This is a genomic window from Siphonobacter sp. SORGH_AS_0500, assembly GCF_002838835.1.
Lineage (GTDB): Bacteria > Bacteroidota > Bacteroidia > Cytophagales > Spirosomataceae > Siphonobacter.
In genome coordinates, this window is the sequence record NZ_NHPP01000004.1 from 38,751 (window position 1) to 61,818 (window position 23,068).

20 protein-coding genes and 1 pseudogene are annotated in these 23,068 nt (G+C 45.1%); 7 read left to right on the top strand and 14 right to left on the bottom strand.

The features are described 5' to 3' along the window. Window positions 1–11 precede the first annotated feature (11 nt). The 7 genes from BWI96_RS05545 (at window position 12) to BWI96_RS05575 (ending at window position 7,269) form a co-directional block, all read left to right on the top strand. Entirely contained in the window at window positions 12–1,049 is a 1,038-nt protein-coding gene (locus BWI96_RS05545; RefSeq protein WP_106635700.1) for an agmatine/peptidylarginine deiminase, read from the top strand. Window positions 1,050–1,200: 151 nt separating this feature from the next. Then, window positions 1,201–1,539, top strand: a complete 339-nt coding sequence (locus BWI96_RS05550) for a n-acetylglutamate synthase (RefSeq protein WP_106635701.1) — start codon at window positions 1,201–1,203, stop codon at window positions 1,537–1,539. 84 nt (window positions 1,540–1,623) lie between these two features. Beyond that, entirely contained in the window at window positions 1,624–2,283 is a 660-nt protein-coding gene (locus BWI96_RS05555) for a hypothetical protein (protein ID WP_157830224.1), read from the top strand. Window positions 2,284–2,411: 128 nt separating this feature from the next. Further along, window positions 2,412–4,073 (top strand): peptidylprolyl isomerase, encoded by a 1,662-nt coding sequence (locus BWI96_RS05560; RefSeq protein ID WP_157830225.1) that lies wholly within the window; start codon window positions 2,412–2,414, stop codon window positions 4,071–4,073. Beyond that, window positions 4,070–4,687: an OmpA family protein gene (locus BWI96_RS05565; RefSeq protein WP_369804097.1), complete on the top strand. Its 618-nt coding sequence runs from the start codon at window positions 4,070–4,072 to the stop codon at window positions 4,685–4,687. Before BWI96_RS05560 ends, BWI96_RS05565 begins: the two co-directional genes overlap by 4 nt. Before the next feature lie 105 nt (window positions 4,688–4,792). Continuing rightward, window positions 4,793–6,145 (top strand): peptidylprolyl isomerase, encoded by a 1,353-nt coding sequence (locus tag BWI96_RS05570; RefSeq protein WP_106635705.1) that lies wholly within the window; start codon window positions 4,793–4,795, stop codon window positions 6,143–6,145. A gap of 161 nt (window positions 6,146–6,306) precedes the next feature. Next, window positions 6,307–7,269, top strand: coding sequence for a MoxR family ATPase (locus BWI96_RS05575; protein ID WP_106635706.1), 963 nt, complete (start codon window positions 6,307–6,309; stop codon window positions 7,267–7,269). A gap of 164 nt (window positions 7,270–7,433) precedes the next feature. On the opposite strand, the gene BWI96_RS05580 is transcribed toward BWI96_RS05575, so the two are convergent. The 14 genes and pseudogenes from BWI96_RS05580 to BWI96_RS05645 form a co-directional block, all read right to left on the bottom strand. Further along, window positions 7,434–8,465 (bottom strand): NYN domain-containing protein, encoded by a 1,032-nt coding sequence (locus BWI96_RS05580; RefSeq protein WP_106635707.1) that lies wholly within the window; start codon window positions 8,463–8,465, stop codon window positions 7,434–7,436. Between the two features lie 201 nt (window positions 8,466–8,666). Continuing rightward, on the bottom strand, window positions 8,667–9,269 hold the full coding sequence (locus BWI96_RS05585; protein WP_106635708.1) for an NTP transferase domain-containing protein: 603 nt from the start codon (window positions 9,267–9,269) through the stop codon (window positions 8,667–8,669). 3 nt (window positions 9,270–9,272) lie between these two features. Continuing rightward, window positions 9,273–10,043, bottom strand: coding sequence for a tRNA pseudouridine(38-40) synthase TruA (gene truA, locus BWI96_RS05590; RefSeq protein ID WP_369804077.1), 771 nt, complete (start codon window positions 10,041–10,043; stop codon window positions 9,273–9,275). Window positions 10,044–10,106: 63 nt separating this feature from the next. Further along, complete coding sequence (locus BWI96_RS05595) at window positions 10,107–10,838, bottom strand: hypothetical protein (protein ID WP_106635710.1); 732 nt, start codon at window positions 10,836–10,838, stop codon at window positions 10,107–10,109. Between the two features lie 124 nt (window positions 10,839–10,962). Next, on the bottom strand, window positions 10,963–11,550 hold the full coding sequence (locus BWI96_RS05600; RefSeq protein WP_106635711.1) for a DUF4136 domain-containing protein: 588 nt from the start codon (window positions 11,548–11,550) through the stop codon (window positions 10,963–10,965). A 111-nt stretch (window positions 11,551–11,661) separates the two neighbouring features. Then, window positions 11,662–11,856 (bottom strand): cold-shock protein, encoded by a 195-nt coding sequence (locus tag BWI96_RS05605; RefSeq protein ID WP_106635940.1) that lies wholly within the window; start codon window positions 11,854–11,856, stop codon window positions 11,662–11,664. Between the two features lie 315 nt (window positions 11,857–12,171). Further along, window positions 12,172–14,742 carry a TonB-dependent receptor domain-containing protein gene (locus tag BWI96_RS05610; RefSeq protein WP_106635712.1) on the bottom strand — a complete coding sequence of 857 codons (2,571 nt, stop codon included), beginning with the start codon at window positions 14,740–14,742 and terminating at the stop codon, window positions 12,172–12,174. A gap of 304 nt (window positions 14,743–15,046) precedes the next feature. Then, window positions 15,047–15,592, bottom strand: coding sequence for a cupin domain-containing protein (locus BWI96_RS05615; protein WP_106635713.1), 546 nt, complete (start codon window positions 15,590–15,592; stop codon window positions 15,047–15,049). Between the two features lie 350 nt (window positions 15,593–15,942). Further along, window positions 15,943–16,533 carry an O-methyltransferase gene (locus BWI96_RS05620; RefSeq protein WP_106635714.1) on the bottom strand — a complete coding sequence of 197 codons (591 nt, stop codon included), beginning with the start codon at window positions 16,531–16,533 and terminating at the stop codon, window positions 15,943–15,945. A 60-nt stretch (window positions 16,534–16,593) separates the two neighbouring features. Then, window positions 16,594–18,496: pseudogene (acs, locus tag BWI96_RS05625) on the bottom strand (acetate--CoA ligase). Between the two features lie 167 nt (window positions 18,497–18,663). After that, window positions 18,664–19,026 carry a response regulator transcription factor gene (locus BWI96_RS05630; RefSeq protein ID WP_106635715.1) on the bottom strand — a complete coding sequence of 121 codons (363 nt, stop codon included), beginning with the start codon at window positions 19,024–19,026 and terminating at the stop codon, window positions 18,664–18,666. Window positions 19,027–19,233: 207 nt separating this feature from the next. Then, window positions 19,234–21,933 carry a sensor histidine kinase gene (locus BWI96_RS05635; protein WP_106635716.1) on the bottom strand — a complete coding sequence of 900 codons (2,700 nt, stop codon included), beginning with the start codon at window positions 21,931–21,933 and terminating at the stop codon, window positions 19,234–19,236. Between the two features lie 33 nt (window positions 21,934–21,966). Then, window positions 21,967–22,125: a hypothetical protein gene (locus tag BWI96_RS05640; RefSeq protein WP_198555151.1), complete on the bottom strand. Its 159-nt coding sequence runs from the start codon at window positions 22,123–22,125 to the stop codon at window positions 21,967–21,969. 79 nt (window positions 22,126–22,204) lie between these two features. After that, window positions 22,205–22,633, bottom strand: a complete 429-nt coding sequence (locus BWI96_RS05645; protein WP_106635717.1) for a helix-turn-helix domain-containing protein — start codon at window positions 22,631–22,633, stop codon at window positions 22,205–22,207. Between the last annotated feature and the right edge of the window lie 435 nt (window positions 22,634–23,068).

The window sequence follows — 23,068 nt, forward strand, 5'->3', positions numbered from 1 at the left end:
TCGTAACACTGATGACACCCAAAGAACAAGGTTTTTTCTTTCCTGCTGAGTGGCACCCGCACCGGGCTACCTGGCTGACTTTCCCGCATAACGACCACTCCTGGCAGGGAGACAAACTTGCCGGTATGCGTCCGCAGTATATTCAATTTATTAAAGCTATTTCTCAGGGCGAAAAAGTTTGCATTAATGCCAATAGCGAAGCCCTTAAAACGCAAATTATCGGCTGGTTAACCGAGGCAGGCGTTGATCTTAATCAGATTGAATTTCTGATTAACCCTACCAACGATGCCTGGTGCCGCGACCACGGTCCAGCTTTTCTGATTAACCCCGAAACCAAAGAACGCCAGATTGTAAACTGGGGCTATAACGCCTGGGGTGGTAAGTATCCACCGTATTCGGATGATGATGCTCTGCCTGTTAAAATTGCGGCCTATCTGGATTTGCCTTACGTATCACCAGGAGTGATTATGGAGGGGGGATCGGTTGAATTCAACGGAGCGGGAACGGTATTAACTTCCAAATCCTGTTTACTCAATCCTAACCGTAATCCCCATTTAACTCAGGGCCAGATCGAGCAATACCTGTGCGATTATTACGGCATGGAGCAGGTATTATGGGTAGAAGATGGCATTGTCGGTGATGATACGGACGGACACATTGATGATACTACTCGTTTCGTAAATAAAGATACCGTTGTGGCTTGCGTGGAAGCAGATCGGAATGATGAGAATTTTGAAGTGTTAAATACGAACCTTCAAATGCTTAAAGAAATGCGTCTGTTGAATGGTAAACAATTAAATATCATTGAGTTACCGATGCCCAAGCCCGTTTATATCAATGATTTTCGTACGCCCGGCAGTTACGCCAACTTCCTGATTTGTAATGCAGGGGTGATCGTTCCGGTGTTTGATAACCCTAATGATCAAATGGCGATTGATATTCTGGAAAAGGCATTTCCGACGCAGAAAGTGATTCCTTTGTTGGCTAATGAAATCATTTGGGGGCAGGGAAGCTTCCACTGTCTAAGCCAGCAGGAACCTTTGGTTTAGACGATACCGAATAAACGCCAGCGAAAAGCTAGTACACCGATGCCAGCTTTTTCGCTGGCATTTCTTGCCTCTGCCATGTAAAGCACTGCCTTATGGATAGAGAATGCTGAAAGAATGCCAGCCTAACTTATTACCAAAACTTTAAAAACCTATGATTAACTACAATGGACGGCGTTTCCGAACAGCCGTTAATACTGAAAATGGGGAAGTAAATAATGAAACCATTTTTAACTATTACCAGCAAAATGGAGAGGTATGGGCCGATTATGCGGGTGGTTCCGTCATTCGTGGTTCGATTATAGGGAAGGTAACTGAAGAAGGAGCCATTGACATGGTGTATCATCATCTGAGCGAAACAGGTGAATTGCGAGCCGGAAAGTGTCACTCCGTGCCTGAAGTTATGAACAATGGAAAAATCCGTTTGCACGAAACCTGGCAGTGGACTTCCGGCGATGCTTCCTCGGGTCAGTCTATCATTGAAGAGGTTTAATAAAATTCTTATCGTTATTTAAGCATACATAGTTAGTTTTTAAAACGTTAACTATCATTCTAAAAACTAATAGCTACTTACCCTGTGTTGTCCCGACCTATTTATTTCCTGTTTTTCCTGATAAGCCTGACGGCCTGCAAAAACCAGAGCCGACGCTCACCAGTTGCGGTGAAGTTTCAGCCGACTTCCTTGAAGGCAGTTACCATTCAGGAGAAAATTACCCGTCAGGATGAACTCATGTTGGCGTATACCCTGAGCGTACTCGATGAAAATAACCATCTCATCAATACCCAAAATGGTGCCTGGGGTGTACAGCGAACTAAAAAAGGCGATCAGTTTACGGCTTTTCCGAGTTTAAGCATTGAAGTGCCGCCGAAGAGTCGGGTAGTAGCCACTGTCGTATTAATGGAAATTGACGATTACAGCAAAGCTCAGAAACTGGTTACCGATATTCGAAAATATACGGGTTACGCCGGAGCGGCAGCGAGTTTATTACAGGTAACCGAACTGACCAATCCGGTGGGTTATTTTCTGTTATCGCTTCAGGCGGCGGGATTGGTATTAAATAATTCCAACCGAATTGATCCCGACGATTTGTTAGGGTCTTTCAGCCGAACGTATACCTACGAAGAGGTAGCGAAAATGACAGCTACGCAAACTATTCCGCTGAAATTCAGTGCTGATACTCGCTTTGACAGCTATGAATATCAGTTGAATTTTCAGATTTCCCGGCAATCACGCTAGGGTTTTACCGATGGGGCTGGCCCCTCCCTAACTTAGAAAAATAGGTCACTACGCGGAGTTTCGCTATCTTTGAGCAATAATTTGGCCCGAAATTCGGTTATGCTCGGATGAACCCCAATTGCTCAGGTATGTATAAATCACTTCGGTGGATCGCTTTGGTTTTTTGCTTTCAGGATTTTACTGCTTTCGCTCAACAATCCAATGATCCAGTTTTGATTACCATCGGCCCTAAAAAGGTTACGGTGAGTGAATTCATGTATCATTACAAGAAAAACCCGGTCGGAGCTGACAGCCTAACCGAATCCGCCGGAATTCGAGAATATCTTCCCCTTTTTATTAATTATAAACTCAAAGTACTGGCGGGCGAAAGTCGGGGAATTGATACCACCGCTGACTTTAAAGAAGAATTAGCTGGCTATCGCAAAGTGTCGGCTCAGTCCTTTATTACGGATAAAAAAGTAACGGAGGCGTTGGTAAGAGAAGCGTACGAAAGGCTGAAAGAAGAAGTCAATGCGTCGCATATCCTGCTGGAAGTAGCCCCTAATGCTTCACCCGAAGACACCTTACGCATTTACAACCAGGCTCTTTCCATCCGTGATCGGATCAACAAGGGAGAACCTTTCGAAGAATTAGCCAAACAGTTTTCCAAAGATCCTTACGCCGCTAAAAATGGTGGAACCTTAGGCTGGTTTACGGGTTTGCAAATGGTTTATCCCTTTGAAACGGCTGCTTATACTACCAAGAAAGGTGAAATTTCGATGCCCGTCCGCACCAAGTTCGGTTACCACCTGATTCGGGTGAATGACCGTCGGAGTAGTCAGGGAAATATTCAGGTAGCTCATCTGTTTGTTCGTGTACCGGGGCATGCTACGGATGCGGATAAAATGACGGCCAAGACAAAAATTGAGGAAGCTTACGGCGAACTGCAACGCGGCGTTCCGTTTGATGCAGTAGTGAAACAGTTTTCGGAAGATGCCAGCACAAAAAATGCTGGAGGAGTAATGCAGCCCTTTGGAACGGGTAAAATGTTACCTCCATTTGAAGAAGCCGCGTTTGCTTTAAAGAAAGAAGGAGCGTATTCGGCCCCATTTCAGACGCCTTATGGCTGGCATATATTGAAGCTGGTAAAGCGGATTCCGCTACTTGATTACGAAGAAATGGTAGGGTACTTACGAACGAAAGTGCAGTCAGACGAGCGTTCGAATGTGAGCAAGTCAGCGGTACTTCGCCGCATTAAGCAGGAAAATAAATTTGAGGAGAATAAAACGGCATTAGCTGCCGCTCTGGAAAAAGCTACGCCTTTGCTGGCAGACGGAAAATGGCAGGCCACGAATGATCAGAATCTCAACGGGCAGTTACTTTTCCGCATTGGATCTGACATGTATCGGGTAAGTGATTTCTTTGATTATGCTCAGCGAAATCAGAAACCTCAACCCGGAGCGAACCCTCAGGCCCTGCTGAAAACGCTTTATAATGCTTACGTAGAAGAGAAAAATCTGGCCTACGAAGAAGATCATCTGGAAGCTAAAAATCAAGATTTTAAAGATCTGATTCAGGAATACCACGACGGCATGTTGTTGTTTCAGATGCTGGAAGAAAACGTGCAGGGGAAATCCCTGACGGATACAACCGGACAGCGTCAGTTTTTTGAACAAAATCGCAATAAGTATCAGTTAAGTCCTCGCGTCCGGGCTTCGGTGCTAAGTGCTTCCACACGTCCGGTGCTGGATCAGGCGTTAAAGGCTCTGGCTAAAAGCCTTATGTCATTAACCGGAAAATTGAAGACCTGACGTTTCCTAAAGGACAGACCAAACTAACGGAGGCCCAGCGGGAGAAGCTTTTCGACCTGATCGTGATTTTAAGTAAAAACCCAGCGTATCAAATTGCCATTAGTGGACACGCGGATGCTGGGGAGGCTGATTCTTGCTCAGCCGGTCGTTTACGAAGCGTGGTGAACGAGTTGACCAAACGCGGCAATATTTCAGCTACCCGCATTGTTGAAGTTGATGAAAGTAAATTTAAGCCTGTTTCAACCACCAATCGCGACAAAAATCGTCGGGTAAGCTTTAGTTTAACGACTACTTCGAAACAGGATGTGGTTCGTCAGTTCAACGTAGCAAAAGCCAATACTTTAACGCTGGAAGAAGGGTATTTCCAGAAAGGAGATAATAAATTCATTGATGGGATTACCTGGAAAACGGGTAAGCAAACCCTTGAAAAAAGCGGACGTTTTGTAGTCATTGATGTAACGAACGTGGACATGGCCCGAACCAAAACTCTGGGAGAAGCCCGTGGGCAGGTAATTAATGATTACCAGCAATACCTGGAAAAAAACTGGGTAGAGTCTCTGAGAAAACAATTTCCGGTTCAGGTGAATGAAAACGAGCTGAAAAAGCTTAAGTAATTAAAAAGAAACTGCAACGTTAGGAAAGCATGCAACGTAACGTTAGTATTTAGCATCAATCCAATAGACACCCGTTTTCTAACTATATTACCTACTTAATTAAAAATGAAGAAATTATTCGGGCTGTTACTCCTGTTTTTGCCAGTGCTGGGCTTTGCTCAGGCCACGAAGGGTAAGGTCATTGACGGTGTGATCAGCAAAGTGGATAACCACTATATTCTCCGCTCTGATTTAGATCAGATGTATTACCAGTACCAGAACGAAAATCAGAAAAATCCTCCTTCGAAGTGTCAATGTCTGAATAGCTTGATTATCAATAAGGTAATGTTAGCAAAAGCAGAGATTGACTCCGTAACGGTAGAGGATCGTCAGGTGGACGGCGAACTTGAAGGCCGGATGGATCAGATGATTCAGATGTACGGTTCGCAGAAAAACATTGTCGAACAATTTGGCAAAAGCATAGAGCAACTGAAAGCGGAACTTCGCTCGGACGTGAGAAATAATCTGCTGGTGCAGGAAATGCAGCGGAAAATCACGAGTGACGTAAAGATTACGCCTAATGAAGTACGGAAGTTCTTTAATTCCATTCCCAAAGACAGTCTTCCTTATTTCCCTTCGGAAGTGCAGGTAGGCCACATCATTCGATTGGCAGAAGTAACCAAGGAAGAAACCGATGCTTTGAAGCAACGCTTGCTGGAATATAAAAAACGGGCTTTAGCAGGCGAGGACTTTGCCCAGTTAGCCATAACGTATTCCGAAGATTTGGGTAGTGCCCAAAGCGGTGGTTTGTATCAAAACGTGAAACGGGGTACCATGGTATCGGAGTTTGAAGGAGCCGTTTATCGCCTCAAACCCGGTGAATATTCTGATCCCGTTGAAACAGAATACGGCGTTCACTTAATCAAACTGGAAGACATGAAAGGCGAAGTCTATACGGCTCGTCACATTCTGCTGCGTCCTGACTATAATCGTCTGGATGTAACGAAAGCAACGAAATACCTGGATTCGGTTCGTACGCTTTTAGTAGATAATAAAATTACTTTTGAGAAAGCTGCCAAAGAGTTTTCTGAAGATAAAGCTACTGCTGATGTAGGAGGCTGGATTCAGGATCCGGAAACGCGGAGTACGCGTCTGGCTTTGGATGAAACGATGGACCACAGCCTTTACTTTACGCTGGATTCAATGCAGGTAGGTACGTATTCAACAATTTTGCCTTACCGTTCCGGCGATGGTAAAGTAGGTGTTCGGATTATTTATTACAAAGCAAAATATCCGCCCCATTACGCGAACCTGGAGGAAGACTACCAGAAGCTGCAAAAAATTGCCTTGAGCCGGAAACGAAACAATGCTGTTGAAAAGTGGTTTAAAAAGACAAAAGCTGAAGTGTTCATCCAGGTACGTGATGAAGAGCTGAAAACCGAATGTAGCGATGTTGTGGCGGCCTACGGGCAACAGTAACAGCATCTGTTCGGAATAAGCCGGAGGAAAGGGTTTGAATGCATTTGAAGAGGTAAAAGTTTGTAATGATGAAAATCTTGCATTACTTATCTTTTCAAATAGATTCAAACCCTTTTTCGTTTATTAAAATCAAATAACTGGTCCCTAACCCTATTTTATTTATGGCGTATTCTTCCGATGTAGAGGGTGTAAAAGCCCTGAATGAAGCTTACCAGAAATTACATGCTGAAATTACCAAAGTAGTCATAGGGCAGGACGATGTAGTAAAGTTGTTACTAACGGCAATTTTCTGTCAGGGTCATTGCTTATTAGTGGGCGTGCCCGGACTGGCTAAAACCTTACTGATTCAAACCATGGCAAACGCTCTGGATCTGGATTTTAACCGGATTCAGTTTACGCCGGACTTAATGCCTTCGGATATTACGGGATCAGAAACGTTGGATAATGACCGCAACTTCCGATTCATCAAAGGTCCCATTTTCTCAAACATTATTCTGGCGGATGAGATCAACCGGACGCCTCCTAAAACGCAGTCGGCTCTGCTGGAATCCATGCAGGAGTATGCGGTTACCATTGCGGGGCAGAAGTATGGCCTAAGCAAGCCTTTCTTTGTACTGGCTACCCAAAACCCGATTGAACAGGAAGGAACCTATCCCTTACCCGAAGCCCAGCTTGATCGTTTCATGTTTATGATCCAGTTGGATTATCCCAAATTTGAAGCTGAACTAGCGATTGTAAAAGCGACGACCTCGGATATACGTTACGAAGTGAAGCATCAGGTAACGGGGGAAGAAATTCTGTACTTCCAGCAATTGGTTCGTCGCGTCCCCATCGCGGACAATGTGGTAGATTACGCCGTTCGTCTGGTTCACAAAACGCGTCCCCGCACGGAGCTGGCCTCCAAAGAAGCCAATGAGTTTCTGGAGTGGGGAGCAGGGCCCAGAGCCTCGCAGAACCTGATCCTGGCGGCCAAGTGTAATGCCTTATTTAGCGGAAAATTTTCACCGGATATTGAAGATGTAAAAGCCGTTGCCCTGGCCGTATTACGCCACCGGATCGTCCGAAATTTCAAGGCTGAAGCTGAAGGCATTTCGGTTGAAGATATTGTCAAACGAATTGTTTAAACCCTCATAATTATTTGATAGTATATTTTTACGGTTGTAAAACGTTGACTGGTACTCTATCAACTGACAACCGCAGCCGCTAAAAACGATCCAATACATACGTAATAAAGAAGCCCGGTTCATCACTGATGAACCGGGCTTCTTTATACGTATGTTACAAGCTATTAAAATTCCAGTTTCAGGGAATCTTCTTCGCCTTCGGTTACCGTTTCAGGAGTTGCAACCACTTCAGTGGAAGCACCCTCTTCATCCCATAACAAACGAACGTTCTTGGCAATATAATCGCCACGGTCATTTAAGGACAGAACGAATTCTACCTCATCTCCTTCCTGAAGCTCATTGAAATCAGTATCCACCAGGCTGGTGTAATGGAAGAACAGGTTATTGGGTGGATATTTAATAAAGCCGTATCCATTTTTAAGCGAGTAGATCGTGCTGGTCATTAACTCGCCCGTATGCTCAGCCAGACTATCTTCAGCACCTTCCGCTTCCGTATTGGTACGTTCTGGACGTGAAGAGTTGTTCTGGGGAGGCGTTGGAGGCACTACGAACATATTGTTAATCAATGGATCATTGCGACGAACGCGATCTTCAATGATTTTCTCCATATCGGCGTGGAAAGTAACCTCGTCCAGTAAGTCCTGAGACGTACGCGTTACCATTTTCTGACCATCTTCCGTAGTGTATTCGAAGTCCCAGCTTAAAACCATTACTTTGGTTGCCAGCGAGTTTAATTTGCGAACCAGAGGCACGTAATCGCCATCTGAAGCAATCAGGACAATAACATCAAATCGTTTGGATAAGGCTTTCTCGTAAGCTTCCAGAGCCAGCCAGACATCAATTCCTTTTTCGTAACGATTGCCAAAGGAGCTACGAATGGGAAGGTAATGCGTCGTAACGCCTTCAGCCATGAGTAAATCGTCAAAAACCCGGTCGTAGAAAAGCATATTTCCCCGCTGACTGGCTTCCTGTGCATTCAAACGGCCCCGGAAATAATGAGAGTCAACAATCTGGCAGAAACGTATATCAGAGCTTAATTCGTCCGCAACCTGATTTCTTATAAAATTATGTAAGCCTGAAACGCTTATGCGACTTTTACGGGTATGAAAATAGTTGTAATAATTGCTGACGTGTAAAAAGTAGTTTCCGTCATAAAAAACTCCAATTCTTGTAAGAGCTAATGGATCGTTGGCCATTTGATAAATTATGTTTTATAGTTACTTATAATTTATTCAATAGAAATAATTCCTTTAAAAAGGCAAGTTATACTTGGGGTAGGATATCTTAATAAATCTAGATGTGCAGGTATAAGTACTCAATTTTAAACGGAGTGTTAACTCCCAATAACTAATCTAATAAATAGAGCTCATTTCCAGTGAATTCACAAATTTACAAACTCATTGCCTTTCTTGCAAATGCATTAGGTCATGTTCAGTATCAATATCAATAAGTCCTCTTAAAAAAGTTACTTTTTTCACTGCCAACTGCCTTTGTTTTACATATCGTTTAACTCCCGAATCACCTTTTAACTGTACTAAAGACTCAAAGTAAGCAGCACCAATGAGTAAAGGAACGCCCCAGTCGGAACCATAGTCAGAAACTACTACGCAGCCGGAATCGTTTACTTCTAAGTAAGTCAGAATAAATTGCTCTAGTAAGGAGGTATCCACAAAAGGCTGATCCGTTAAGGCAAAAAGAATAGCATCGGCCTGCTGTTGAATGGCATATTGGGTGGCTACACGTACGGAAGAAGCCATTCCTTCCGACCAGTCAGGATTAATCAGGATCTGCAAAGGGAGGGAATGGAGGGCTTCAGCAACGGCTTCAGCATACGCTCCAACGACAACGCAATGCTCAAGGGTAACGTTCGGATCAGAAATGGCTAAGGCTTCTTCCGCGACGTACCGGATCAGAGGTTTTCCCTGCCATTGTACCAATTGTTTGGGTCGTCCAAGCCGGCTTGAATTTCCTGCTGCAAGAATAGCTACCTGGATTTTCATCGTTTATAGCTCAATAGCTACGGTTTCTGTGGGTGGATCGAAGGCATTAATCGGGTAGGTGACTTCAACCAGAAATAACCCATCCGGTGGAACGGCCCGCCCGGCTCGTTTACGATCTTTGGCTAGTATAATTTCATTTACTTCTTCAACGGAAATCCGTCCACGGCCTACATCCATGAGCGTTCCCACCAGAGCTCTTACCATGCCCCGAAGAAAACGATCTGCTCGCACGTGAAAGATTAACTCGTGACCACGTTCTTCCCAGCGGGCTTCAGTAATGTCGCAGCGAAAGGTTTTTACCTGGGTATTAACCAAACTAAAGCTCTGAAAATCGCTGTGATTCAATAAGAACTGAGCGGCCTGATTCATGGCTTCCACATCTAACGGAAAGCTAAAGGGATAAACCATAAAAGGGCGGAAGGGGTTTTTTACTCTCGAAATTCGATACTCGTATTTGCGGGAAGTTGCAGTAAACCGGGCATGAACATCCTGCCGAATCGGGAAGATGCGGTAGATGACAATGCCGGCGGGTGTCATGCGGTTAGACTTAAAGGCAATGAATTCCAGATCTTCCGTAATGGGTTCTGGCCAGTCAAAATGAGCGTATTGTTGTTCGGCGTGAACTCCCGTATCCGTGCGGCCAGAACCGATTAGATTTACCGGATTTTTTAATAAAATGGAGAGCGATTTTTCAAGGGCTTCCTGTACAGAAACAGCATTAGGCTGTTTTTGCCAGCCATTGAACGTAGACCCATTATACGCAAACGAAATCATGTACCTCATCTTGCAAAGGTACACGCAGAATGCCTGAATCGAAATGAGAGAATGTGGGAATGACTACTTTTGCCCCAGGCGGGCTTTGTACTTGGAAAAATTGGCCTTGATTACCTGAATAATGTCGTATTCGGAAGACTGCAATACAAAGTCGTCGTCAATGGGAAATAAACGCATGAATTCCTTCAGATCTTCGCCTTCCAGTTTAGTAATCTGATTTACTACCTGTTCGTTATACTTGAATTCAGCCAATTTGTGTTTGCGGTCCTGTTGCTGGTAAACGGCTAGTTTACGTTTAGTTTTGGCTTCTTTGCTGAATAATTCATAGAGCAGGGAAATGGGGGAGGTGGCCATACCCAACATCTGATCCGTACTCATGTTCTTTTTGGCAAGGGGCTCTTTCAGAGCTTTTTCGATCTCGTATTTAATTTCAGCCTCCGACTTAGCCGTTACCCGCACTTCATTCAGCGTAGTACCATCACCCTGAAAGACATATTGCTTTACCCGAACCGTAAAATCATCGTGCGTAGAATCAACGGTAATCGTAGCATCGTCACAGCCATTACAGGTAATGCGAAGGTTATCACCGGGCCGGGCCATAACCAGGAACGTACCTGATTTATTCGTGCGGGTTACATCCTGCGTCCGCATGTTCCGTACCGAAGCCAGGTTGATAGGCTTATTGGTCGAATCGCTTAGGGCAATACCCGTAATGTAACGATCCTGAGCTAAACCTTTAAAATTTAGACTAAGCCCGAAAAAAATCAGTATAAATGCAGTGAGTTTATAGATCATTGGAAAAACAATTCTTTCGTAAAACTAAGGTTTTCCGAGAAAATTGTACAGCAATTAATGACTTAAGGTATATTAACAAATCAGGTGACGGTTTATAATCCGCCACCTGATTCATTATTGCATTCTATTCTCCTGATTTTTCTTCAGGCACCTTATCAATAATTCTGCTCACTTCCCGCTCCAACTGCCGGGAGATTTGAGTAGGGTTATCAACAGCTTTTTCAACGGAACCCCGCCAGACTAATTTTTGAGTTTTGGCATCTACAATATCCACCACTACCGTTCCTGCGTCGTATTTTTCCTGACGGTAGCGGGGACCGCCGCCCCAGCCATACCAGGCAGGGCCCCAACCTTGCCAGCCCCAACGTCCCCAACCCATGTAAGGGCCGTACATCGGACTGGGATCCGAGACGGTGCGTTCCCGCTGTTCAACGAAAAAGTGATAGCCAATCAGCATATCCGGGTTACTGGTATTTTCTTTATACCCTTTTTCATTAAGCGTATTAACGACTGCGGCTTCCAGATTCTGAGTGGCAATTTCATTGTAATAAGCGGGGTTTTTTCCTGCCTGTACGTCAGAGTCCATCCAGGCAAAGGTTCTGTAACGACTAAAGTCCGCTTTTCTACTTTTATCAACGTTGACCGAAGAACAGGCTGATCCAATCCAGATCAGGCTGACTAGTGCGAAGAGATTTATTAATGGAGTTTTCATGGTTTATAGCATAGTGTAGCTATAACCTTTAAAAAACGGTGCCATATGCGACAAAAGAAAAGCCCTGCTTCCGTACGGAAGCAGGGCTTTTCCTGAGCACGCTCAGAAAAATTAGATTTTCTTAACGTTAACGGCGTTCAAGCCACGTTTGCCTTCGATTGTATCGAAAGACACACGGTCATCCTGACGAATGGTAGCTGAACTCAGACCCGTCGCGTGCACGAAAATATCTTGCCCGGAAGCGTCATCAAGAATAAAGCCAAAACCTTTCGTTTCGTTGAAAAATTTTACAGTGCCTGTTTGCATTGTGAACAAAAAAATAAATAAAACAAAAATCTCCTGTACGTCAGGAGTCAACAAAGGTAATCGGATTCTTTAGAGTTTTTCAATACAAAGTACGTATATCGAAAAAAAAATGTGTAAAATATAGCCTGCGGCAAAAAATTAGTAGTTTTTCAGGTAATATTTTCACTGATTTAAGATTATTAAACAGTTTTTAATAATTGCAAGTACTTTTTAAATGCTTTTTAATGCAGTACTTCGAACCAGATCCATTAGATGATAATCCAAGCGGGACTGTTTATCTACGTAAACAGTCCCGCTTCACTGGAGATTCAATCCCTACCGGGGTCGCCCGCCGGGGGCTGTGCTACCTCCTGCTGGAGCACCGCCCTGCATGCCGTCACCACCGCTCTTCACGTCATCGTTGTTAACCGATTTACCTTTCTTACGCGGAGCCTGAGCAGTCATTTTGCCAATTTTATAGGAGAACGTTAGGCGAACACCCCGCATAAAGAGGTGGATGTCAGACACCTGGGTAAACTGGGAATTGGAAAGGTTGGTATGAATGTTAAAGCTTTTGGTAAGGAAGTTTTCTCCAGCCAGACCAATGCTCCCTTTCTTATTTTTAAAGTCTTTCTTCACACCCGCCGAGTAGAAGGCAAATCCGCCCCGGCGACCCTGTAACTGTACCTGAGAACCCTGAATGAAGGCAAAACCCTGAGCTCCCCAGCCGTTTTTAAACTGAATCTGGGAATTAAATCCACCCCCAATGTTTAGACCGGAATTCTCAACGAATTCAGATTTACCGCCGCTAATAGGAGCCATCCCACGCAGGTTATTGTAAATGATATTTGAGAAAATACCAATGTTCCATTTAGAGGTAATGGCAAGGTTACCGAAGAGATTCGTGCCCACGGCCCGCTCGCTACCAATGTTCTGGTAGGTGGTCAGCACGCCACCGGCCAGCGTATCATTCGCTTGGACTACCTGAGTGATGGTTCCATTGGTAATCCGTCCAAAGAAGGCTGCATTCAGATAGAACTTCTTGAAGTTCTTGCTATAACCTAACTCTGCGTTATCCGTCAGTTCAGGACGAAGCGAAGGATCCCCGATCATGATGTTCTGGGGGTTAGCCGCGTTAATGTTGGGGTTCAATTGCTGAATTCCGGGACGTTGCAGACGACGGTTATATCCCACTTTCCAGGTAGCTCCCTTGATGTTTTTCGAGATGTTTACACTGGGAACCAGGTTTCCGTAATTAGGAATCTCAATGTTACCTCCTTCACGCGTGCTGGCTTCAATAGTGGTGTATTCGTAACGAGTACCGGCTTTGATGGTGTACTTGTTTTTGGTGGTAAGTGTGTAAGAGGTATACGCTCCGACTACGTTCTGGTTGTAATCCAGGGCTCCAGAAGGTTGCTTAGGGCTCTGAGTAAGGGGATTGTTCCCATTACCAAATAAATACTGATAATCACTGTTTACCGTCCGCATGATGCCTTTGCCACCAAATTCAATCATCTGATTTTTCTTGATTGGTGTCTGGTAATCCGTCTGAATGGTAAATTCCTGATTCAGGTTGTGGTTAATATTTTTCTGCCGAAACAAGAGCTCATTTGTGCCAGTACGATCATTAGAGATGAAATCGTTGGTTAAATCATTTCGGCTGTATTGCGTGGAAACGCTCCATTCCTGCTGTGGTTTTTTGTACGTATGAAGGTAATCTACGTTTACGTCAACCGTTCCAGAAAGGTTTTTAGTATCAACATCCCGATAAACCGTTGAATTAATAAGATTATTGATATACGAATCCGTTTTGTAATCCAGAGCATTGAGCATGTTCCGGGCACCGTACCGAACCCCGGCAGTGATCGACTGATTCTGAGCAAGATCATAATCAAAACCCAGGTTATAATTCCCGAAAAGGCCCGAGTTTACACCTGAAAAATCCTGATAGGTACGAGTAGTTGAGCCGTTTGATTCAAAATTCGTCTGATCGGTGAAGCCTTTCAGCTTTACATTGTAGTTGGCCCGACCGAAACCGCCGAGGGTAATACCCATTTTACCTTTGCGATAATTTCCGTTCAGTGACAAGTTCGAACCCCGGTTTCCTACGCCTGAATCTATTGTCAGGTTTAAGCCCTGAAGGCTGTTCTTCTTGGTGATGATGTTGATAATCCCGCCGGAACCTTCGGCATCGTATTTGGCGGAGGGAGAGGTAATCACTTCAACCGTTTTAATCATATCGGCTGGAATTTGTTTCAAAGCATCCGCAACGCTGCTGGCTACGATTGTACTGGGTTTATTATTAATTAAAACCCGCACATTCTGATTCCCACGTAAGGAAAGGTTCCCCTGCAAATCGACGGATAGCATCGGAACTTTACGCAGCACGTCAGAAGCATCGCCTCCTTTAGCCATGATGTCTTTTTCAGCATTGTAAACCAGACGATCCACCTTCTCTTCGATTAAATCCTTCTGTCCGGTTACGGTTACTTCGTCCAGCGTTTTGGTTTTTGAATTAACCTTAATTACGCCCAGATCAATATCCTGACCTTTTTCGACTTTAATGTTATCAATGGTTTTGTTTTCATACCCAATGAAAGTGACCAGGATTTTATATTCGCCCACGGCCACGCGACTAAGGGTAAATTTGCCTTTATCATCTGCAACGGTACCATCAACGGGCTTGTTGGTAGCTTTGTTATACAAGGCGATGTTCGCAAACTCTACGGCTTTCGTGACCGAAGAATCCACCACAAAACCAGTGATTTTCGAATTGCCTTTGGGTGTATTATCGTCGGCTGTTCCGGGAAGGGCTTTCCGCTGAGGAGTAGCTCCGCCCATAGGAAACTGAGCCTGAGCCGTTTGTATAAGCAGACAACAACTAAAAAGGAGTAGTAATTTTTTCATAAATAAGGGTGTTCAGTAGCTCGTGTTGATTAAGTGTACGTGGGTTGGAGACAGCCGGCAGGTGTGCCTTACTGATGCTTCAAAATTAAGGGGCTATTGAAGGTGCTAACTTCGAAAATCGGAACAGAGGTAACAGGAATAGATGTGTGGCAATTTTAGCCGTGATGAGCGGAAACGAACGAATAATAAAAATGCTCTGGCTTATCAGACCAGAGCATCGAGTATTCATGAGAAACGGGTTTCAGCCCCACAATCGACATTTACCAGCGTGGCAATGAAAATACAGTCGCCAGAAGTGAGTCGGTTAGATACAGTATTTTCTAACTAAATCAGCTTCTAATCCCTTTTTTCGTCCGAGTCTTGCCAGTATTTTAACTAGTGGTGTGGTTACTAGACCGGCTATACCAGTTAGTCGCATGTCACTCATCACGGCACATATTCCCATATGGTAAATATTACTGGGAATATTGGCTTTGGTGTATAATCCGTCTTCAGCTAGGCCACACAGAATCCTTAACGTATTCTCCAAACCTGTAGAACCTGGGACGACCTTATTGGTAAAGGTAATTCGCTGGTCATTCTGATTAAAAAAGCGGTGGTTTTCGCCCATTTTAACTAAATAAGATTCGCCGGGCTTTAGCATTACTTTCTTACCACCCTTAAGTTCCAGGCCCAGCTCACCGTCCACTGCCGTAAATAATTCACTATAAGCTTTATGATAGTGCATAGGATTACCCCCACCAGGTTCCAGTGAGATTTCCAACTCAGAGTACGCACCGTCGGTTTCAATCGATGTTTTATTGAAAACGATTGTCTCTTTTAAAGCCGGATTGTAGATGGTTTTTTTCATGTATAGCGTAAAAAGGTGAGGATGAGTAGCAAAGCTACTAGTATCTGACTTTTTTGAGGTACATGGGATAGTAATAATCTTGTGTACTAAGTCAGTTTGCGACAAGTGTAACGGTTAAAGGGAAGAATGATTTCTCCTTCCATGCAAAAACAGAAGGTTAACGGGTTTTTGCCCTGACTGGCCCGAACCACCCCTTTTCCCAGAAAATAAACCTGATATTTAAATGCGTTCGGCCCAATACAGGTGCTGAGTGATGAAAGGCTTAATTAGCTCCAGACTTTCGTGGGGTAGAGCAGAGACGGAACGAAGAATGGATGTTAAGCCAGGCAAAGAAATGAGGTGAGTGAAAGTTAGGTTCTGCGGCAAATAAATTCGCCATTACCAATCGGAACGGTTACGCAATCGAAACGTTCATCGGCCAAAGCCGCATCAATCATGGGTTTAATGCCGTCGTATTGATCAATGGCGTTGTCGGCTACCAGTAAGCCATTGGTGACTAATGTTGTAGCGATGAGCTGGAAACAGGGCTCATACAATTCCTTTTCAGCATCTAAAAAACAGAACGAGACCGAGGATACCTCTAATCCGCTTTGCAGAAAGTCGCCGGGAATAATCTCAATATATTCTTCTAGTCCCGCGAGGTGAAAGGTTTCCTGAGCCAGAGCTATCTTTTCGGGATCAATCTCGAAGGTCTTTACTTTCTGTTGGCGTTCGCGGGCAGCCAAGGCCAGCCAAAGCGTAGAATAGCCCGCACTGGTGCCGATTTCAATGAGTTCTCCTGCCGGAGCGTTTACCGCCAGAATGGATAAAAACTCGCCCGTTGCCCGATTAATCTGCCGCAGGCGTTTAGAACGGGGCGTGCCATCCGTGCGATCCTGCTGGTCGAGTTTCTCCAGATAGGCCATTCGCTCCAGGGCCTGTGAACTTAGCTTTCGAAACATAGTATGCCTTTAAAAAAGAACTTCCCGAAAGTTCTTACACTTTCGGGAAGTTGTCATGTATTATAAAGCTCCGTTTTTAATCTCATCGACTACTGCGGGATCGAGCAGCGTAGATGTATCGCCTAAATTAGAGGTATCTCCTTCGGCAATCTTCCGCAGAATTCGACGCATAATTTTACCCGAGCGAGTTTTAGGTAAGCCCGTTACGAACTGAATTTTATCCGGTTTCGCAATCGGCCCAATCACGCGGGAAACCGTAGCCAGAATGTCCCGACGGGTCAGGTCGGCGTTATCCAGCGGTTCTTCCGTAATGATATAAGCGTAGATACCCTGGCCTTTGATGTCGTGCGGATAACCCACCACGGCACTTTCCACTACGCCAAGGTGCATGTTAATGGCATTTTCTACCTCAGCCGTTCCGATTCGGTGACCGGATACGTTCAGTACGTCATCAACCCGACCCGTAATGCGGTAATAACCGTCTTCATCGCGGAGACAGCCGTCGCCCGTAAAGTATAAATTGGGATATGTGCTGAAATACGTTTGCTTGCAACGTTCGTGGTCGCCGTAGGTGGTTCGGAGAATACCGGGCCAGGGGAATTTAATGCAAAGGTTACCCGAAACGCCGTTCCCTTCAATTTCCTTCCCGTTTTCGTCCACCAGAATCGGTTGTACACCGGGTAAGGGCAAAGTCGCATAAGTTGGCTTTTCGGGGGTAATACCCGCCAGTGGCGAAATCATGATTCCGCCCGTTTCGGTTTGCCACCAGGTATCGGCAATGGGCGTTTTTCCCTTACCAATATGATCGTGGAACCAACGCCAGGCTTCTTCATTAATCGGCTCACCCACGGAACCTAACTTCGTCAGGCTCGAAAGGTCTTTGTCTTCGACGTATTGTAAGCCAAAGCCCATCAGCGAACGAATGGCCGTTGGAGCCGTGTAGAGAATGTTAACCTTATGCTTATCAACAATATCCCAGAAACGTCCGGCATCGGGATAGGTCGGTACCCCTTCGAACATTAAGCTCGTAGCACCGCAGCAAAGCGGACCGTAAACGATGTAACTATGCCCGGTAATCCAGCCGATGTCTGCCGTACAGAAATGAATGTCGCCGGGTTGGTACTGGAAAACGTTGGCAAAAGTGTACGAAGCGTACACCATATACCCACCGCAGGTATGCACCACGCCTTTGGGCTTACCCGTAGATCCCGAAGTGTAAAGGATGAACAGGGTGTCTTCAGCGTTCATTTCTTCGGCGGGGCATTCGTTGGTAACGTATTTTTCTTCCTGCTCCCACCAGCGATCCCGGCCTTTCAGCATGAAGACTGGCGTGCGGGTACGGGTCATGACCAATACGGTTTCTACCGAAGGACAGGTTACCAAAGCGTCATCCACGGTAGCTTTCATGGCAATTTCCTTCGAACCCCGGTAGGCTCCATCCGAAGTAACGACCACCTTACACTGAGCATCATTGATACGGTCAGCAATGGATTGGGCCGAGAAACCACCAAAAACGACCGAATGGATGGCTCCGATACGGGCACAGGCCAGAACGGCTACGGCCAGCTCAGGCACCATGGGTAAGTAAATACAAACGCGGTCACCTTTTTGCACGCCCTGTTTTTTCAGGACGTTCGCAAAACGGCAAACCCGCTGATGCAATTGTTTATAGGATATTTTAACCGATTCTTCCTGAGGATCGTTGGGTTCCCAAAGTATGGCTGTCTGATCGCCGCGTTCTACTAAGTGACGATCCAGAGCATTCTCAGTAATATTTAATTTACCACCCGTAAACCACTTAATATCCGGGTCGGAAAAATTCCATTGAAGCGTTTACCCAGGGTTTCCGCCAGTAAAAATGGGAAGCAATTTCAGCCCAGAAACCTTCAGGATCCTCAACTGATTGCTTATACGTTCGTTGATAGTCTTCAAAGCTTTTCAGTTGAAATGGGATGTGACTCATAGCTAACAGCTCGTTTTAGAGGACTTGAAAAATACGTACTTAGTCCGGCTAAAGTACAAGCAATCGCGGAGGTGATCAAAAAAACGCGATTTTTCTAGCTAATTTAATATAGATAAAAGAGTAATATTCCATTGCTTTTTTGACTGGAACGAAGGGAAGAAATACCATTAACAGGCCGTAAGTTCCTGAACTTTGGCCATTAAGTTACGAGTAGAGAAGGGTTTGGTCAGGTAAAGATCAGCTCCGAAGGATAGGCCCTTTTCAATGTCGCTTTCTTTACTCTTGGCACTCAGAAAAATAATTTTGGTTTCCTGTAAAGATTCGGATTCTTTTACCTGTCGGCATACTTCATAGCCATCTACACTGGGCATCATGATGTCCAGCAGAACCAGGTGTGGCGTTTCCTGGCGAATGATGTCCAGAGCTTCGGCTCCGTCACGGGCAATGTACACCTGGTAACCTTCCTTTTTCATCAGGAATTCCAGCGACATGACTATGCCCGGTTCATCGTCAACAATCAGAATTTTCATAACACACATCAACAAAATCTCAATGGTTGGGTTGAGATTCGGTTCGTTTTATAGAGTCAAGGAGTTACGGATTGAATTCAAATATACGCAAGTTTGTTCACTAACGAGGGGCTTCACCACGCATCTGTACGTTAGGGAAACAGGAAAAGCCCAACAAGGTTCATTCATTCATCCCTGAATGCAACCTTGCGTAAGTACTCAGAATAATCACTCCGAGCGAAGGGGTAACTGCACGATAAATAGGGCTCCGTGACCAGATTCGCTGTGGACTGCAATCGTTCCGCTATGCAATTCTATGATTTTTTTGGTAATGGCTAAGCCCAAACCGCTGCCTTTGGGTTTGCGGATGGTTTGATTTTCAGCCTGATAAAACTTGTCAAATATAAGTTTCTGATAATCCAGAGCAATGCCGGGCCCGTTATCCTGTACCTCAATAGTAATCTTCTTGTCAGTGGTGTAGGCCCTGAGTTGGATTACTCCCCGGTGGGCTTCCGTATATTTGATAGCGTTGGAAAGCAGGTTAATGAGTACCTGCATGATTTTATCCCGATCTGCCTGCGTAGTGGGCAAGTTTTCATCCAGCGTCACCTCCAGTTTGACCGACTTATCCAGAGCCAGTTGCTCAACCGTCTCAATGGCTTCCCGAATCACTTCCCGCATCTGAACGCTTTCCGTGCGAAGGGATTGTTTTCCGGATTCGTATTTTTCCAGATCCAGCACCTGACTAATGAGACGGGTTAATCGATCCGACTCCCGAATAATGGTGTTCAGAAAATGATCCCGCTGGTCGGTTTCGAGTTCAGGATTATCCTGTAAAATTTCACTTAGAGCCTTGATTGACGTAATAGGCGTTCGTAATTCGTGGGTAACGGTGGTGAGAAAATCATCTTTCAAACGATCCGTCCGTACCATCTGTTCGTTAGCTTCACGGAGTTGCGTCGTGGCTCGTTCCAGCTCGGTTTGATGCTGGCGAAGCTGGCGGTTGGTGAGAATTAACTCCTGCGACTCCTTCAGAATTTCTACGACCTCATCCACCGAAATTTTCTCTTCCAGCGTTACCGAGGCAACCATTAACCGAGCCGAAGCCGAACCCACCACTCCGGCCAGCAGGTTTTCAGCGTAGTTCACCAATTGGGGCGAAGCCCGTTGCCAGTTGAGGTCAATTTCGTTCTCACTGGCAAAGCGTTCGAGTAACTGAGCTGTTCGTTCTTTACCAAAAAATTGACTCAACAAGCTTTGTAAATCAGGAATATAAGCCGTTCCCCGCCAGATGGTAGAGCTTTCGATTACTTCGGAATATTTGAAAATGTCCACGAATAAAATCGCCTGATTGTGTTCCATGGAGGTTTGTGGAAAGCGAATCGAAAGCAATACGTAAGCCAGCACATTAACCAATAAACTCCAGAAAATGGCGTGCGATATTCGGTCGAAACCCTCCAGCCCAAACAGAGCTGAAGGCTTCAGCAATTCCACACCCCAGGGGCCGTGCGTGTTCAACGAAATGGGGAAGAAACCCGCTTCCGCCAGCATGGGAATCACGAGGGTATAAAACCAAAGGGTAAAGCCCAGAATCAACCCAACGGTGGCTCCGTATCGGTTTCCCTGTTTCCAGAAAATACCACCTAATACAGCCGGAGCCAACTGAGCTACTGCGGTAAAGGACACCTGACCAATGGACACCAAGGGGTAGCGTCCGGCGAGTTTGGAGTAATAGAGATAAGCGGCGACGAGCAAAAACAGAATACTAATCCGGCGGGAGCGGGTCAGGAAGCTTCCCAGATTGGGCCCGATGCGTCGGCGGAGGGTGGGTTGCGTCAAGACATAAGGCATCAACACGCTGTTACTGAGCATCGTACTCAAAGCAATGGTTTCTACAATAACCATCCCCGTAGCCGCCGAAAAACCACCCAGATAAGTAATTAGAGCCAGCCATTCTTTATCAAAATACAGCGGAATGGCTAAGACATAATTATCTGCATTGACGGCCTGATTCTGAAACAGGATCGCTCCGCCAAAAGCGATGGGTAATACGAAAAGGTTAATAATCAGCATGTAAAGCGGAAACGACCAGATCGCCCGGTTGAGGTGACGCTCGTCCGTATTTTCAACCACGGCTACCTGAAATTGGCGGGGTAACAACAGAATGCTGAGGGTAGAAAGCAACAAATGCCAAAACCAGGAACCATAGCCGCCCTCGGGATCGATGGTAAAGAGCTTTTGAAGTTCGGGTTTGTGAGAAGCCTGCGTGAAAATGTCGCCAAAACCATTAAAAACGCCGAAGGTAACGTAACTGCCTACGAGTAAAAAGGCCAGCATCTTTACCAGCGACTCGGCAGCAATGGCCGTTACCATGCCTTCGTGTTGTTCGGTAGCTTCGATTTTTCGCGTACCGAAAAGGATCACGAACAAGCCTAATCCAACGGCCAGATATAAGGTTAAATTACTGGTAAGTTCTTCTTTTTGAGGGAGTTGTGCTAGTACAGCAAAGCTCGTAGAAATGGCTTTAAGCTGAAGTGAAATGTAAGGGACGATCCCTACCAGACAGCAAAGTGCGACCAGAGCCCCTAAATTGGCAGATTTCCCATACCTGGAAGCCACAAAATCGGCCAGCGTGGCGATGCGTTGTACCTTACAAATGCGGATGATTTTGCGTAAAATAATCCACCACAGGGGAGCCGTCAAGGTAGGGCCTAAATAGGTGGAGAGGAATTCTACGCCGTTGGTGATCACTCGCCCTACGGAGCCATAATAGGCCCAGGCGGAACAGTAAACGCTCAGCGACAGCGAGTAAATCCAGGGATTGGAAACCCAGCGACGGGCGGGTTGAGAACGTTCAGCCCAGTAAGCAATGCCGAAAAGAAGTCCCAGATACATGACCGAGACAATAACTACCCAGCCACTATTCATGATTTCTGCGAGTCCAGTACCAATACATCAAAATTACCAGCCCCAGCCATACGATAAACAGATACCAGTAGAGCAGGGGAATGCCGAGCCAGAGGATGGGTCGGTTAAAAGCGATAATAAAGGGAAATTGAGAATGAGGGCAAAAAGTAAACTAACGATAATCAGGTACTGACCCCGCAATCTTTCGTTCATGAGCTGCGATTTAAACCGCAAAGGTACGCCAGGATCAGTAAGAGATTGCCAACGAAGGGTAAGGGAAAGATTGATAAAGTTAATCCTTGAACCGTTCCCAGCGAATGAGCATGAATTTATCGCCCAGTTCGGTAACCAGTACGCCAGAGCTTCGCAGGTTTTCGCGGTTGGCAAAGTAATCAGCCAGCTCCTTATGATTGAGGATTTTGTAAGTGGGTTTATACTCAGAATTCTTGGGGATTTTGATCTGGTACTTCTTTACCCAGTTCATCACTGAAACGTGACTGACACCGAGTAGCCGCTCGATTTCTCGGTAGCTAACTCCTTCAATATAAAGTTGCAAGGCCTTAATGACGTAATACGTACTAATCCCTTTTCCTAACTTGTCTACGGTGAAGTGATACTGACAAGCTTTACAAAAAAAACGTTGCCGATCTTTAATAACCCCCGATTTGGTAACGTCCGAAGAATCGCAGCGGGGGCAATCTGGATGTTGCGTTGAATCCATTCGCTTACAATTGAGTAGCAAACATATAGCTAATTAGCAGAGAATGGAGAATAAAATGACATTTTTTCAAGAAAGGTATAAATCATGGAATTAAAACTACGTATGAAAATGCTTTATTAAATCTTAGGTAAGAATGACTGGAGACAATACCGGGTAGTATCATAAGACTTATACTAGGCATCTCTGTGAGATTCACGTCAAAGAAATAGCTCTTAGCAACTGATGACTCTTGCGTAGGTTCTGGGTTGGTCAACTCGCAGACTTTCAGGCAGATAGGATATAGGAGTAACACGATGAATAATTATGTTTAGAGTATATGTACTTATTTTATAGATACATGATTATTAAATTCGTTGGCGATACGAGAAAGAATTTAAGAAAATATACCATTTTTGCGAAAATCTGAACAAGCAACTTACATGGCAACCTTCTTTG